13 protein-coding genes are annotated in these 13,886 nt (G+C 66.2%); 7 read left to right on the top strand and 6 right to left on the bottom strand.

Features of this window, described 5'->3' with window-relative positions:
- Positions 1-44 precede the first annotated feature (44 nt).
- The 4 genes from KY501_RS40735 (at position 45) to KY501_RS40720 (ending at position 4,654) form a co-directional block, all read left to right on the top strand.
- Positions 45-1,382 (top strand): cyclic nucleotide-binding domain-containing protein, encoded by a 1,338-nt coding sequence (locus KY501_RS40735; protein ID WP_224369308.1) that lies wholly within the window; start codon positions 45-47, stop codon positions 1,380-1,382.
- Positions 1,383-1,395: 13 nt separating this feature from the next.
- Complete coding sequence (locus KY501_RS40730) at positions 1,396-1,890, top strand: hypothetical protein (RefSeq protein ID WP_224369307.1); 495 nt, start codon at positions 1,396-1,398, stop codon at positions 1,888-1,890.
- A 374-nt stretch (positions 1,891-2,264) separates the two neighbouring features.
- Positions 2,265-3,476 (top strand): choice-of-anchor A family protein, encoded by a 1,212-nt coding sequence (locus tag KY501_RS40725; protein WP_224369306.1) that lies wholly within the window; start codon positions 2,265-2,267, stop codon positions 3,474-3,476.
- A 221-nt stretch (positions 3,477-3,697) separates the two neighbouring features.
- Entirely contained in the window at positions 3,698-4,654 is a 957-nt protein-coding gene (locus tag KY501_RS40720; protein WP_224369305.1) for an abortive infection family protein, read from the top strand.
- Between the two features lie 89 nt (positions 4,655-4,743).
- On the opposite strand, the gene KY501_RS40715 is transcribed toward KY501_RS40720, so the two are convergent.
- The 3 genes from KY501_RS40715 to KY501_RS40705 form a co-directional block, all read right to left on the bottom strand.
- On the bottom strand, positions 4,744-5,499 hold the full coding sequence (locus KY501_RS40715) for a DUF5953 family protein (RefSeq protein WP_224369304.1): 756 nt from the start codon (positions 5,497-5,499) through the stop codon (positions 4,744-4,746).
- Positions 5,496-6,419, bottom strand: coding sequence for a DUF6310 domain-containing protein (locus tag KY501_RS40710; protein ID WP_224369343.1), 924 nt, complete (start codon positions 6,417-6,419; stop codon positions 5,496-5,498). The genes KY501_RS40715 and KY501_RS40710 overlap by 4 nt, the downstream gene beginning before the upstream one ends.
- A gap of 306 nt (positions 6,420-6,725) precedes the next feature.
- Positions 6,726-8,327, bottom strand: a complete 1,602-nt coding sequence (locus KY501_RS40705) for a tetratricopeptide repeat protein (protein ID WP_224369303.1) — start codon at positions 8,325-8,327, stop codon at positions 6,726-6,728.
- Between the two features lie 147 nt (positions 8,328-8,474).
- Between KY501_RS40705 and KY501_RS40700 the strand changes: the two genes are divergently transcribed.
- Positions 8,475-9,446: a homoserine kinase gene (locus tag KY501_RS40700; protein ID WP_224369302.1), complete on the top strand. Its 972-nt coding sequence runs from the start codon at positions 8,475-8,477 to the stop codon at positions 9,444-9,446.
- Between the two features lie 7 nt (positions 9,447-9,453).
- Here the strand turns inward: KY501_RS40700 and KY501_RS40695 are convergent, their stop codons facing one another.
- From KY501_RS40695 to KY501_RS40685, 3 genes are all read right to left on the bottom strand, one after another.
- Positions 9,454-9,918 (bottom strand): YybH family protein, encoded by a 465-nt coding sequence (locus KY501_RS40695; protein WP_224369301.1) that lies wholly within the window; start codon positions 9,916-9,918, stop codon positions 9,454-9,456.
- 69 nt (positions 9,919-9,987) lie between these two features.
- Positions 9,988-10,512 (bottom strand): SRPBCC family protein, encoded by a 525-nt coding sequence (locus KY501_RS40690; protein WP_224369300.1) that lies wholly within the window; start codon positions 10,510-10,512, stop codon positions 9,988-9,990.
- 29 nt (positions 10,513-10,541) lie between these two features.
- Positions 10,542-12,911 carry a hypothetical protein gene (locus KY501_RS40685; protein WP_224369299.1) on the bottom strand — a complete coding sequence of 790 codons (2,370 nt, stop codon included), beginning with the start codon at positions 12,909-12,911 and terminating at the stop codon, positions 10,542-10,544.
- A 25-nt stretch (positions 12,912-12,936) separates the two neighbouring features.
- On the opposite strand from KY501_RS40685, the gene KY501_RS40680 reads away from it, so the two are divergent.
- Together KY501_RS40680 and KY501_RS40675 are read left to right on the top strand one after the other, a co-directional pair.
- Positions 12,937-13,329, top strand: coding sequence for a TIGR02266 family protein (locus tag KY501_RS40680; protein ID WP_224369298.1), 393 nt, complete (start codon positions 12,937-12,939; stop codon positions 13,327-13,329).
- A gap of 2 nt (positions 13,330-13,331) precedes the next feature.
- The gene (locus tag KY501_RS40675) at positions 13,332-13,871 is read left to right on the top strand and encodes a DUF192 domain-containing protein (protein ID WP_224369297.1); all 540 of its coding nucleotides are present in this window, start codon (positions 13,332-13,334) and stop codon (positions 13,869-13,871) included.
- The last annotated feature ends 15 nt before the right edge of the window (positions 13,872-13,886 follow it).

The raw sequence follows: 13,886 nt of genomic DNA, 5'->3' as shown, positions 1-13,886 counted from the left end.
CCGCGGCGACAGCGACTGTCGCACCACCGTCGGGGAGATTGGGAATGAGTGAATCACTGCGAGAGCTCGGCATGGACCTGCTCGAGGAGCGCCAGTTCGAGCGCGGCCTCGCCGTCTTCGCCGAGGCCGTCCGTCGCAGGCCGTCGGATCACCGCTCGCGCATGCTCGCGGCGCGGTGTCTGGCGGAACTGGGAGAGCGGGAGCGCGCGGTCACGGCCTACCATGCCTGTGCCGAGGGGCTGCTCCGCAGGGACTACCTGCTGTCCGCCATGGCTGCCTGCAAGCTGGCGCTGGAGCTGGCTCCGCAGGAGCGCCGGTTGAAGGACACCTTGGATCGCATCCACGCGCGTGCGGCGCGCAGCGCCCCGGGCCGTGCGTCCGTGCCCCCGCCGCTGCCGCCGGATCCCCTCTTCGATGGCAAGGTGGAGACGGATCTGCTGGAGCTGATGGGCGAGGAGCTGACCGCCCGCGTCCTCGAGGTGCTCGCCGCGCCGGATCCGGGTGGCGTGGCGGACCCGAACAGCCGGCCGCCGCTGCCGCTCTTCGCCGACCTGGAGCGGGATGCCTTCCTGGATCTGGTGCAGCGGATGACGTGGAAGAGCGTCCCCGCGAACACGGTGATCAGCCAGGAGGGTGACGCGGGCGACCACATGCACGTCATCGTCGCGGGCAAGGCGGAGGTGACGCGGCTGGTGGACGGGCAGCGCAAGGCCCTGGGCCGCCTGGGCGGTGGCTCCATCTTCGGCGAGCTGTCCCTCATCACCGGCACGCCGCCCACGGCCTCGGTGAGCACGGTGGTGGATACGGAGGTGTTCGAGATCCGCCGCGAGCACCTCAACACCGTGGCGCGCAGCTTCCCCTCCGTGCCGCAGATGCTGGCCGAGTTCGCCCAGCAGCGCATGGCGCGCAACATGATCTCCACCTCGCCGCTCTTCCAGCAGCTGCCCGAGTCCGAGCGCTCCGCGCTGCTGGGGCGCTTCACGTTCCGGGCGCTGCAGCCTCGGGACAAGGCGCTCACCGAGGGCGAAGTGGCTCCGGGCCTCTTCCTGGTGCTGGCCGGCGAGCTGGTGGTGCAGAAGGACGATCCCGCCGGCGGCGTGGTCAGTCTGGGCGTGCTGCGCGAGGGCGAGGTGGCCGGGGAGATCTCCCTGCTGACGGGTGTGCCCGCAACCGCCACCGTGGTCTCCACGCGCAAGACGGCCACCGCCTATATCGATCGCGAGGCCTTCGGGGAGCTGGTGAAGGAGTACCCCACCATCAAGACGTACCTCGAGCAGCTCTCGGAGCGCCGGCAGAAGCAGACGGCCGAGGCGCTGCGGCCCGCGGAAATCATCGACGCGGACGAGCTGGTGATCGGGGCGGAGCAGGCCCAGGCCTCATGAGCCGGCGGGAGCCATGCTGACGCTCTCTCGCTCGAGGGTGATGGGGCTGGTGCTGGCGCTGCTCGTGGGCGGCCTGGTGCTGGCCCTGTGGCCTCGCGAGGAGCCCTCCGTCGAGGAGGCCATCACCCGGAAGATCGTCCAGATGACGCGCGCCGCCGAGGAGAAGGACATGGGCGCGCTCATGGAGGGCGTGTCCGAGCGCTTCAAGTCCGGTCAGGGCTGGAGCAAGGATCAGGTGCGCGGCATCCTCCTGGCCCAGGTGCTGCGAGGCCAGTGGGTCCGCATCTTCCACACGGGCCTGGAAGTCACCGAGGTGTCTCCCTCGAAGGGGGACTTCACGGTGCGGTTCATCTTCGCCCGCTCCGAGGCGCAGGAGCTGGAGCAGCTCGCTCGCGAGAGCGTGATCAACGCATGGCTCGTCGAGGGCTCCTTCGAGAAGGAGCAGGATGGCGAGTGGCGCGTGGTGACGGCCCGTCACCGCTCGCTGGATCCGAGAGATCTGCTCTGATCCATAAGCTTCGTTGCGCCGCGCTCGGCTCGCGGCCCGAGGCTCTTGTCGAACACTGCACAGCGTAAGCGCGCGTTCTACGTGCCTTTCGGATCCCCGATTTGCGGCTTTGCGCCCGGGGCTTCCGAGCGCGTGCCTACATCAATTCGAGAATTCCTCAGAAGGGCTGGAAGACGACCATAACCCACTAGCCGTGGTGGTCATAAAGATCTACCTGCACTTTACAGAAGGGTTCTTCCCTTTAGTCCATTAAGCTGATGCTGGCAGTGAAACAGGGGGGCGTACCGTATTCCTGAAATCCGGACGCGTCGGGCAAACGGAACCTGTGGCTCATCCCCGCGGCGCGGAGGCTGAGCCAGGGAGGAGGAAGTCCTGTGAAGAGAAAGTCCATCTATGAGTTGGTGTTTCTGGCCTTTACGGCTACCGCGTGCGGGGCCCCGGAGATGACGGGGACGGACGCGAAGGAGACGCCAGCATTTCAGCTCACGAGTGCTGTTCCTTCGTTGGAGGCCGCGGACACCACCCCACCGCAGAGCACGGCCTTCGTCGAGGCGAAGGCCGATTCGAATGGCGTGTACCACAGCGATGTGGCGGTCCGTCTCGAGGCGACGGATGACTCATCCGGAGTGCAGACGATCTACTGGACTCTCAGCGGAGCGGTGACGGGCAGCGGCCAGAAGGATGGCGTGCTGGCGTATGCCCCGCTCATCAACCGCGAGGGGACGACGACGATCACGTATTACGCGAAGGACAACGCGGGCAACGTGGAGGCAGCTCGTACGGTGACCATCACGATGTCTCGCACCACGCAGGTCTGCGTGGACGTGCTGCTCAACGACTACAACGTGTTCGTGAGCGGCAACTACACCGGTGGCCACGATGTGCGAGGCAAGGTGGCGGCCGCTGGCAACATCGACTTGGAGCACTTCTCGCTGGGCGCGGATCTGGCGCCGGACCAGACGGACGACGTGCTGGTTGCGGGCGGAGCGCTGAACATCCGCCACGGCGGCGTCTTCGGGGACGCGCACTACGGGGAGAGCACCACCGCCAACGGGACGGTGACGTTCTACCGGGGCGCGCTGTCCGAGGGCCTGTCCTTCGACCCCTTCCAGCGGGCCGCGGAGGTGGCGGAACTGTCCACCATCATCGGCAGCATGAAGGTGAATGGCACCACGCAGTTCCAGTCCTGGGGTGGCCTCTACCTGCAGGGCACGAACACGAAGGTGAACGTGTTCGAGATCACCACCAACCAGCTGAGCAGCACGAGGTACTTCTCCCTGACCGTGCCGTCGGGTTCGATCGCGGTGGTGAACGTGATTGGCACCGAGGCGACGATCGCCAACTTCTCCAACTCGTACAGTGGAGCGGATGCGACGGGCGTGCTCTTCAACTTCCCGAACGCCGTGTATCTGAACGCCTTCAACTACGGCTTCTTCGGTACGGTGTTGGCACCCCAGGCCTACTTCGACTTCAACAACGGCAGCTTTGACGGTGGCATCTACGCCGGCTCGCTGTCGGGGAACGCGGAGGGCCACCTCGCCCCGCTGCGTCCCTTCGGGGCCTGCGTGGACGGCGTGGGCACCTGAGAGGGTTCCTGCCTCGTGTGAAGTGAGAGGGGGCTCGCGGGACTGCCGCGGGCCCCTTCTTCTTGGAGGCGCTCACCACGAGCGTAGTGCCAAGCAGGAATTCTGATCTCAGGAATGGCCGCGTCCTCCCTGTCGGCGGTGTCCGCTCTGATTGCCGTCTTTTCGGGGCAGGTGCGCGAGTGCGCCACGCGTCCTGCCGGTCTGGTGGTATTTTTTGCTCCATGCCCATCTATGATCTCTTTTCGAAGCGCAAGCGGCGAGCAGAGCGCGGCGATGTTCCTGATGTCTACAGCTACGACACTGTTCCCGAGCAACTGCGGGTGCAGGTCATCCACCTTTGGAAGGAGGGGTTCGGCAAGTCTTATGAAGGTTCATTTGCCTTCAAAGTATACAAGGGGATTCGCGACTTACTATGCCGGGAATACGGCTTGTTCCGTCTCGTGGAGGGCCGTCATGGATATGACAGCTATCTCGCGGTGGGCAATCATGGATATGACGAATATGAAGACGAATGCTGCGGCTTCCTGCTGGCCTGTAAACCAGAACAGGCACTCGACATTATCGAGCTGACTTTTAGTATGTTTTGGAACAATGCGCAGCGAAACAGTTATCCTCCACACCTGGGACCCAAAGCCTTTGACGCCCTCATTGCCGAGCTGAACGGCCGATTCAAAGAGAGTGGCGTCGGCTACCAGTTCGAATCGGGGCTCATCATCCGTGTCGATTCAGCGCTTGTGCACGCCGAAGTCGTAAAGCCCGCGCTGAAGCTCCTGTTCGAAGAGGGCTTTGAGGGAGCCGACGAAGAATTTCGTTCTGCCTTTGAGCACTACCGCCATGGGAAGCACAAGGAGGCGCTCGTTGATGCCCTCAAGGCATTCGAGAGCACGATGAAGACGATTTGCAAGCGGAAGAGCTGGGATTACCCAGATGTTGCTGGCGCGCGCAATCTCATCACCATCATCTTCGACAAGGAGCTGATTCCCCAGTCGATGCAGGCGCACTTCACCGGGCTTCGGCAAACGCTTGAGGCTGGAGTCCCCACAGTCCGCAACAAGCTCGGCGGCCATGGCCAGGGTGAAGAGCCCGTGGAGGTTCCGGGCTATCTGGCGGCCTATGCTCTGCACCTGACTGCCTCCAATCTCGTCATGCTGCTGGAGGCGTTCAAGGCATCGTCCTGACGTATCCGCTGTTGCGCCGTCGCCTGCTCTCTGCACTCCGTGCAGGTCTCGTCTCCAACCGCGAGCGTCTTCTTAGGGAAGAGCGGACCTCAAGGTGCAGCGCGCCCGCCGATCTCGGGGAATCGCTCGTAGGCCTGCTTGAGCGCGTCTAAGTGGGCGGGGTTGTCGAGGTCGAGCGGCGCATCGGTGAACTGCACGATCCACCCACCCGACGCCGTGCGCCGCGCCCGCATCAGCAACTCGGCGTCGCGGGCAGGATCCGGGAAGCCGATGGCCTGCGCGGTAGCAGCAGACCAGTAGTTCAGCCACCCCAGGTAATGCGGAATCTCGGGTGAGCGGAGTTCCTCTGGGGGGGTGAGCATGGGAAGCCCGCGGGGTGAACTCTTCGGTCCCTGAGCTGAGCTGCGCATCTGCTGCGCGACTTCCGAGCCGAAGCCCTTCGGCGACGCATGCCCCCAGAAAGCGCGTGCGCCCTCTGCTACGCGCTCCAGCAACTCTGCCGCCGCCGCGATGACGGTCGCATCTAGTGGCAGCTTCGCATGGACCTGAAGCTGCGGCTGGCCACCTGGGATCAAACTCGCGGGTCTCTGTAACCCGGCGATCGTCACGGGGGTGCTCTCGTCGCCATTGCATAGGAGCGGGAACTTCCCGCGATTTGCTGCCTCAGCGAGCCACGCATCACGCAGCGGCAACGCTATGGGCTGCCCCTCTTTGGTGACCTCCCACTCCAAGCGCAAGCCGGGAAGCGCCCGTTCCATCCCACGGACGACCGTGAGTGTGCGGCCATCGTCGCCCTCGAGTGCTGGTGCGCAGACGGAAAGAAGGAGGCGACCGTTCACTGTCATCGTTTGCACCCCGTAACAACGATATGAGGGGCAAGGGAGGGCTCCAAGTCGAGCAGTGCCTGTCTGTGCGCAGCACTGCTCACCCCAATGACGAAGCCATATCCACATGCCTGCGCAATCCTGCGCTCTTCCAGAAGCGCTTCCACTTGAGTTTCGCCCACCTGCTCCTGGAGGAACTCACTATACGTGTCAAATTGATCAGTCTTGATCTCCCACAAAACTCGCACTCCGACTTGCAGCGCATCGAAGCGCTTGCCGTTCACTAGCACGTCCATACCGGGGTAGCGGTTCGGCGGAAACTCGTCGGCGCACTCGTTATGTGCGGCATCTCCGCCAAGGTGCGGTACCGGGACGGGCCTGCACTCAGGGCGGGGCTCCGTTGAATCGGATGAGACGGGTGGAAGCCAGTCCCGCCCCAAGCCCCTCGGCGTGGGCTCTCTGTTCGTCACGGGTTCCTGCTCACTGGATGGCCGTATCTGTATCTTACGCTTCGCGCGCTCGCTGGATGCGCTCCGTTCATAAGCATCCAGTCCTTCTTTGATGGCAATCGCCACCACCACGGTGGCAATGACAATCACTGCCCCAGTGATGACTGCCGGTGACGCAAAGAGGCAGAGCCCTACACCCATTGCTGCGGCAGCCGCAGGCGCGGAGGCGACGGCGCATTGTCCTGTGACATCACGAAACCTGATCCTGTCGTGATCGAGCGCGTGAAAGCACCTCTCTGCCAGGATCGGCCATTTGTTGGAGGCTTCTCGCACCACGCAATGGCCGTCATCCATCCAGGGGTACTGGGCCGCGCGCTGAAGGTTGGTGAGTCTCGGACTCGGGTCCGCTCGCTCTCCCGGGAGCGGTTCCATCGAGGCGCAGGCAGAGAGAAGAATCAGGAGTAGGAGGGCGCTGTGCCTTGGAGTGAGCATGAACACGGCCGTTCAGTTGGATGTGGGGGCTGAGGGGCACTGCTCGCCCTCCCTGAAGTATGCCAGCACGACTCCGCGTATACTGCGACTCCGGCTTGCCCCTGAGTTGCTCGACACCTGGACACGTTGAGCGGCTGCACTTCATGAGCGAGCGGGACGGCGGGGCTGGAGGACCCGTCCCCGAAACCCGCCCCGCCACGAGGGGCCTGCGACCTGTGGCACTGTGTCCATGTTTCTCGGGCTCCGACGACCCCTCTCGTATCTGGGGCGTATTCGTGCCCATCGCCTGCATCAGCGATCGGGCCGCTACTTCAGCAGGTTGTCGATCTCGGCCTTCCATGCCTTGGCGATGTTGGCCTGCCCGGCGTCCGTGAGCTGCTTCGCGATGGCTGCGGAGCGCGCCTGCAACTGGTCGAGCGGCACGCCCCGGGCGCGATCCCGGCTGAGCGCGAAGAAGTAGTGCTGGCACCCCGTGGCGTAGTCGCCCTGGGCGAAGAGGAGCGAGCCCATCGCGGTATATGCCTCCGGGAGGGGCCCTCCGCCCGAATCGGGCGTCAGCGGCGCGAGCACCTCGCGAGCCTGGGCGTAGTCCTTGCGCGCCAGCAAGAGCTGACCCTTGGCGTACCGCGCGCGGCTTTGGGACGGGCCCTTGATGGCGATCGCCTGGTCATACGCCGCCAGCGCCGTGTCCTGCTGGCCCGCGGTCTCCAGCACCCCGCCACGCGCCAGCCAGTAGCGATCGTCCCGCTCCAGCGCGCTCACGGTCTTGCCCTCGCTCGCGGGCACCTGCACGCCGCGGAAGACGGACTCGTACGCATCGAGCAGTGCCAGCGCGCCAGCGCCGTCTCCTGCCACTTGGAGCGACTTCGCGCCCTCCAGATAGAGCAGGGGAGCCGTCTTATGCTTCGCCACCGCCGCCTCGAAGGCCGCCCGTGCGCCGGGATCCTTCCGGGCCGCGAGCGCCCGTGCCCGGCTGAAGAGGGCATAGGGCTCGTCCGGGATCACCCCGAGCGCCGCATCCGCCTGCTTCATCGCCTCGTCGGGACTGCCCAGGGCCAGGGCCAGCTCGGCCCGCGTCGCCAGCACGCGCGCCTTCAGCGCCGGAGTCAGCTCGGCCTCGCGCGCCTGCACCTCCTGGAGCGCGCGCTCGGCGTCCTGCGGCTTCTCCATATAAAGGAGGGCCAGCGCCGACGTCAGCCGCGCCTGGAGGTGCTCCGCGTTGGCCGACAGCGCCCGTCCCAGCGCCTCGTTGGCCTGGGTGAACAGCCCCTCCTCGAGCAGGGCCTCTCCGTAGGCCGTGGAGAAGCGCGGATCCCTCCACGCTCCCTCGGTGGCGCGCGAGAAGGCCTGCCGCGCGCCCTGCAGGTTTCCGAGGGCCTGGAGCGTCCGGGCCTGGGCCAGCCACAGCTTCGGGTTGCTCGCCCCGCGATCCCGAAGCGCCTTGAGCGTCTGATCCGCCTCGGCCGTCTTGCCCTCGGCCAGCAGCACCCGGGCGCGCACCACGCGGGCGCCATAGCGCTCCACGTCCTTGGACTCCAAGGCCTCGGCGAGAGCCAGGTGCTCGCGGGCCTGGGTCTCGGCTCCGGGTTGGTGGTGCTCCAGCCACAGCTCGGCCTGGAGATCCGCGGCCAGGGCGTGCGCCCCGTACACATTCGGATCAATGGAGAAGAGCGCATCCAGCTCCTGGAGCGCCTTCTGGAAATCAGCCGGGTTGCCGCGCTGCGCCAACCCCTGGGCTGCCTTGAGCCGATTGTCCGTCTCCTGGCGCACCTTGCCTCGGTGCACCACGTAGACGACCGCCGCCCCGAGCAGCACGGCCACCAGCGCCACCTGAATCAGGGCGCTGGCCAGGCTCTCCCGCCGCTTCCAGTCCCGCTGCCCGACGCTACCGCCGTCTGCCGTTCCCATGCGCGACTGCCTCCGGCCGGAAAGTTTGAGTGGTTTCGGACGTTTATGTTGATCAGAGAGCCGCGCCTAGATATGCCCGGCGCCCTCAGGTGTCAACGGAGGGGGGCTCGAAGGGTTGGGTGGCTGTCCACTCCGGGAGGTGGCTCGATGGCTGTCTATACGGTGCTGAAACCCGAGGCGTTCACTCGGGTGGCGGAGGCTTTCGGTCTGGGGACGGTGCAGGAGGTGGTAGCCATCCCCGAGGGCTCGATCAACACCAACCACCGGGTGCTCACCTCGACGGGGCGCGTCTTCGTGCGGCACACCACGGTGCGCTCGGAGGAAGATCTGCGCTTCGAGGCGGCGCTGTTGACGCACCTGACGGAGTCCCACTTCCCGTCTCCGACGCTGGTGCGGACGCAGCAGGGGCAGCCCTTCCTGGAGCTGGAGGGCGGGCGGGTGAGCGTCTTCAAGTGGCTGTCCGGCGAGGAGCTGAAGCGCCCGCAGGTGACGGCCGAGCACGTGGAATTGCTGGGGCAGGAGCTGGGGAAGATGCACCGCATCACCCATTCCTTTGGAGGCTCGCGGAACAACCCGTACAGCGCCGCGCAGGTGCGCAGCTGGTTGGAGGGGCTGCGGCGCCACAAGGATGACGAGGTGGCCAGCGTCGCGGAAGAGCTGGCGGAGCACCTGGAGCGCGCCGAGCGGGCCCGGGATCACGGCCTGCAACCGCACGGGGTGATCCACGCGGATCTCTTCCTGGACAACGTGAAGTGGCTGGCGGACCGGGTGGGGGCCTTCTTCGACTTCGAGATGGCGTGCCGGGACGCCTACGGCCTGGACGTGGTCATCACCCTGAACGCTTGGTGTTTCGACGGAGGCTACCGGCCGGAGCTGTGTCGGGCCTTCATCCGCGGCTACCAGGAGTCGCGTTTGTTGACGCAGGTGGAGCGCGAGAACCTGTTCGGTCACGCGCTCTTCGGCTCGGTGCGCTACACCGCCAGCCGCATCCGCGACTTCCACCTGTCGCCGCTGCCGCCCGAGCAGCTCACCCGCAAGGATTTCCGCACCTACCTGGCGCGGGCGCGGGCCCTGGATGCGATGGGCCCGGCGGGCTTCCTGCAACTGCTGGGGCTGTGAGCGGGCGTCAGATGCCGGAGACGATCTTCCACTCGCCCTTCACGCGCTTGAAGACCATCTGCTCCAGCTCCGAGTCGCTCTGGGGCCGGGTGGTGAGCGAGGGCATGCGCCAGCTGGCGTTCCAGTAGTAGATGGCGGCGGCTTCGTCCTCCTGCACGTCCACCCGGCGCACGCTGAGGTCCACCTTGGGCCGCTCCACCCGCTGGAAGAGGGCGTTCATGTGCTCGGGGAGGTTGGCGTAGGTGAGATCGTCGTCGGGGGACTCGGTGCCGGCGTCCTCCTTGAAGTCCTCGGACACGAGCGACTGGATGGCCTTGGCATCCTTGGCCTCCAGCGCGGCGCGGTAGCGCTCCATGATCGCGAGGATGGCTCGCGAGTCATCGTTGTCGGCAATCTCGGTACCGGGGATGCGCTTGGTGGCGCAGCCGGTGGCCAGCAGCAGGGGAACGACGAGAAGGGCTCGGAAGGTCATGGTGCGGTCGCCTCTAAGGGTGCAACCGCGCCGGTGTCAACTCATTCCCCAGCCTGAAGAGGGCCTGCTTCAGCCCTTGCGCAGCACCTCGGCGATGAAGCGGTTGAGCACCGGGGCCTCGCCGTCGAGGATCTTCAGGCCCTCGGACTGGATGATCTTCTCGCCGATGGGGGCCAGCATCTTCATGAGGAAGGGCAGCTTGAGGGAGATCTCCCCATCCATGGTGCGCTCGGTTTCTCCGCCCACCTGGCGCAGCCTCAGCGTGCCGGAGTTCACCAACATCTTGGAGATGGCGTTGGAGGTGGGCACGTTGTTGAAGGAGAGCTCTTTCTTCTTCTTGTCGTAGGTGGACGTCTCGATGAAGGCGAACCACTCGGGGGGGACCTTCTTCGGGCCGATGGAGGAGATGACGGGCTTGGGGCGATAGCGGATCTTCCGGCGGACCTTGTCGCCCTCGTCCTTGATCTCGAGGCTCTGGACCTCGAGGAGCACGCCGTGGTGCTTGAGCAGGAACTCGCTGTAGCGCTCGTCGAGCATCGCGCGCTCCACCTCGTCCACCGTCCCCTGGATCCGCTGCCGCGATTCGAACCGCATACGCCCTCCTGTTGTTGAAGGGCCTGCGTCTAGCGGAAAGCCTGCCGGGGTACCAGCGGTCCGTGGAAGGCAGCATCCTCGAAGTCACATCGGGCCACCCACTCGAGGGCGGAGACCTTGAAGGCAGGTCCAAAATCGGGCAGAGCGCCCACTTCGTGGCGCACCGCGCCGCAGTCCCCGGCCAGGTACGAAGCTTCCACCAGCAGTCGGAGCCCCTCTTTACGGATGGCCTCGGAGAGTGTCTCGGAGCCCGGGGTGAGCGCCTGGGTGAGGTACTCCACCGCGAGCTGCGCCTCCCCGGCTTGATGCAGGCGTCGGCCGATCAGGTAGTTGAAGTAGGGATCCTTCGGGGCGATCTGGAGCGCTCGGGCGAGGTAGAGCAGGCGCACCTCCTCCTGGCGGACGCGGAAGAAGCGCTCCACGGTTTGTAGGCGGGAGGGCGAATCCAGCGAGGCGAGCTTGATCTGGGCCGAGCGCGTCAGCTCGGGGCTGGGGGCCAGGGAGAGCACCTGCTCGAGGTACTTCCGGGCCTCGTCGAGGTTCTGCAGGCGCAGCGCCATGTCGGCCTGATCCATGACGACCTCGGCCAGGAGGGCGGGCTGCTCCTTCACCTTGGTGGCCAGGGTGGAGAGGATCTGCGCGGCCTCGGTGGTGCGGTCGAGCTGGTCCAGGGCGAGGGCCTGGCCCATGGCATAGGTGGGCTCCTCGGGCTGGAGCTGGCCGGCGCGGCGGTAGAGTTCGAGCGCCTCCTGGGGATCGGTGGCCAGCGCGTCCTGGGCATTCTTCTGGATGCGTGCCACTTCGCGGGCGCACGTACGGGTGAAGAGGCTGCCGGTGCGGAAGCGGAGGAAGGCGCGGCTGATGGCGGCCTCGTCCAGGGGCAGGGTGTCCAGGTAGCGCTCCCACTCGGTGACGAGATCGTCCAGCGAGCGCCCATAGGCCTGCTGGAAATCCGCGTGGGCATAGAGGACGCGGACCTTCTCGGAGCCATAGGTGTCGGCCAGGTAGCGCAGGAACGAGCCAGCCACGGTGTATGCCCGTGCGGGAGCGGACTGGTAGAAGCCCTCGGTGCCCATGAGCTTGCGCATGTCCGGGGCGAGCTTCTGGCGGCGCATGCCGGCGGCCCACTCGTGGAGGGTGAGATCGCCCTGGATGGGATCGTCCGCGGCGACGGCGAAGCCCTCGATGACGCCCATAAGGGGCCAGACGCCGAAGCGGGTGGTGACGCGGAACGGGCCACTGCCGGCCGAGGCCGCCATGACGTGCGCCAGCTCGTGGTGCAGGCTGGTGTGAGGGAAGGGCCGATCGTTGATGTGCAGCTCGGAGAGCCAGGGCTTGGCGAACTGGGTCCGCCCGGCGCCCACCAGGGCCTGCTTCTCCTCGTCGTTGCGGTACAGGTAGACCTGGATCCTCTCGGAGGGAGCGCCGCCCAGGAAGGTGGAGAGCTGCTGGTAGCGGAACTCGAGATCCCTCACCACGCGCTCCATTGCTTCGCGATCCAGGCCGCGCGCGTAGTGGAGGCGGAAGTGCTGGGTGTCCCGGACTCCGCCCAGGTGATCGGCCAGGTACTCGTGGGTCATCCGCAGGCCGAGCGATGGGGCTTTGCCCTCGAGGAGCGCCACGCCCCCCACGAGGAGGATCAGCAGCACCCACGCGCCGAGTGAGAGCCTGGGACGAGAGAGGCGGCCCTCGCGCACGTCCAGGCAGAGGGCGGTGAGCAGTGCGAGGAGCCCGGCCAGCAGCAGTGTCTCCAGGCGGAACCAGCCCACGCGCGGAGTGATCGCCAGCGCCTCGTCATAGAGGGGCCCTGGGAGATGTCCGAGAAAGTGGTTGAAGGCATACACCTGAGGGCCGAAGACAATGGGCCACGCGGTGTGGACGCCGGAGAGGAGCACGAGGCCGACGTAGGCGAGCACGCCCCGGCCGGGTTTTCGCGCCCAGAAACCACAGAGGACACCCGCAGTGGAGGCGAGCACGGCGGAGGGGAAGGTGAGCAGCGGATAGAAGCCCACCAGTTCGAACGGATCACACTCCGTCGAGAAGAGTGCGAAGAGAGTGGAACTGAGGAAGGGGGGAATGAGCACCGCGCCGTTGATCAGCAGGGCGGTGCCGAGGGCGAGCGCGGCGGCGTGGCCTGGGCGTTCGGGGCGGGGGAGGTCCTTGAGGCGGGGCTCTTCGCCTCGGAGGACGCGGCGCTCCTGGGCGGCGGCGGCGACTCCGACGCCTCCCCCGAGGGTGCCGACGGCGATGGAGAGGGCCAGACTGAGCTCGAAGCCCGGGAGGCCGAAGAGGGGGAGGAAGACGAGGGCGGAGCCTCCGAGCGCCACGAGGCCCACGACCAGGAGGACGGCGGGACGCCTCAACAGGGAGGTAGCTCGGGTAAACAGGACTTGCCGCATAGGCTCCCCTATACTGCGACCCAGCATGCCCGAACAGAAGACCGGTCCAGACCAGCGCCAACAAGTCCGCGTGCCGATCGAGCTGAAGGTCGACTACAAGAAGCTCAATTCGTTCTTCGCGGACTACACGAAGAACATCTCGAAGGGTGGCACCTTCATCAAGACGAAGAAGCCGCTGGCCATCGGCACGCGGTTTCTCTTCAAGCTCACGGTTCCGCATCGCGAGGCGCCGTTCGAGCTGTTGGGCGAGGTGGTCTGGTCCAAGGGGGACGGGGACGAGCCGGGCATGGGCATTCGCTTCATCTACAACAGCGATGCGCAGCGGGCGGACTTCGAAGGCGTGGTGGAGAAGCTCATGGCGGACAGCCTGGGGCCGGAGCTGACGGAGAAGCTGTTGAAGAAGCCGTTGGGCTCGTGAGCATGCGCCGACTTCCATTTCAGGCGGTGGGGCTGGCGGTGCTGATGATGTTGGCGTGCCGGCCCGAGGCTGAGGGCAAGGCTCCGCCGGCGAAGGCGGCCGCCGAGACGGACGTGACCGCGAAGGACTATGCGATGCCGGCGCTGCCGCATGGGTACGTGCGTCTGCACGACGCGTTTGGGGGAGTGCACCGGGTGGAGGTGGAGGTGGCGGCGACGGGGGATTCGCGCCAGCGGGGATTGATGTGGCGCACGGAGATGGCGGCGGGCAAGGGGATGCTCTTCCTGTTTCCGGAGGAAGAGGTGCAGAGCTTCTGGATGCGCAACACGCTCATCTCGTTGGACATGGTGTTCATCAACGCGGAGAAGCGCATCGTGGGGATCGTGGAGCGGGCGGAGCCGCGCACGTACACGGCGCGTTCGGTGGGAATTCCCAGCCAGTTCGTGTTGGAGGTGCCGGGAGGGTGGTGCCAGTCGGTGGGAGTGACGAAGGGCTCGACGGTGGAGTTCGAGGGCGTCTCGGCGATCAAGATCGTCCCCTGAGGAGCGAGCGAGAGC

This window comes from Hyalangium versicolor (assembly GCF_020103695.1).
In the GTDB taxonomy this organism is placed as follows: Bacteria; Myxococcota; Myxococcia; order Myxococcales; family Myxococcaceae; genus Hyalangium; species Hyalangium versicolor.
This window is presented reverse-complemented; position numbering and strand designations above follow the sequence as displayed.

Excerpts from the sequence above, each read along its gene's own strand:
- KY501_RS40710 (WP_224369343.1), bottom strand. The coding sequence starts at position 6,419 with ATGCTCACTCCAAGGCACAGCGCCCTCCTACTCCTGATTCTTCTCTCT.
- KY501_RS40675 (WP_224369297.1), top strand. The coding sequence starts at position 13,332 with ATGCGCCGACTTCCATTTCAGGCGGTGGGGCTGGCGGTGCTGATGATG.
- KY501_RS40735 (WP_224369308.1), top strand. The coding sequence starts at position 45 with ATGAGTGAATCACTGCGAGAGCTCGGCATGGACCTGCTCGAGGAGCGC.
- KY501_RS40685 (WP_224369299.1), bottom strand. The coding sequence starts at position 12,911 with ATGCGGCAAGTCCTGTTTACCCGAGCTACCTCCCTGTTGAGGCGTCCC.
- KY501_RS40680 (WP_224369298.1), top strand. The coding sequence starts at position 12,937 with ATGCCCGAACAGAAGACCGGTCCAGACCAGCGCCAACAAGTCCGCGTG.
- KY501_RS40690 (WP_224369300.1), bottom strand. The coding sequence starts at position 10,512 with ATGCGGTTCGAATCGCGGCAGCGGATCCAGGGGACGGTGGACGAGGTG.
- KY501_RS40720 (WP_224369305.1), top strand. The coding sequence starts at position 3,698 with ATGCCCATCTATGATCTCTTTTCGAAGCGCAAGCGGCGAGCAGAGCGC.
- KY501_RS40695 (WP_224369301.1), bottom strand. The coding sequence starts at position 9,918 with ATGACCTTCCGAGCCCTTCTCGTCGTTCCCCTGCTGCTGGCCACCGGC.
- KY501_RS40705 (WP_224369303.1), bottom strand. The coding sequence starts at position 8,327 with ATGGGAACGGCAGACGGCGGTAGCGTCGGGCAGCGGGACTGGAAGCGG.
- KY501_RS40730 (WP_224369307.1), top strand. The coding sequence starts at position 1,396 with ATGCTGACGCTCTCTCGCTCGAGGGTGATGGGGCTGGTGCTGGCGCTG.
- KY501_RS40700 (WP_224369302.1), top strand. The coding sequence starts at position 8,475 with ATGGCTGTCTATACGGTGCTGAAACCCGAGGCGTTCACTCGGGTGGCG.
- KY501_RS40715 (WP_224369304.1), bottom strand. The coding sequence starts at position 5,499 with ATGACAGTGAACGGTCGCCTCCTTCTTTCCGTCTGCGCACCAGCACTC.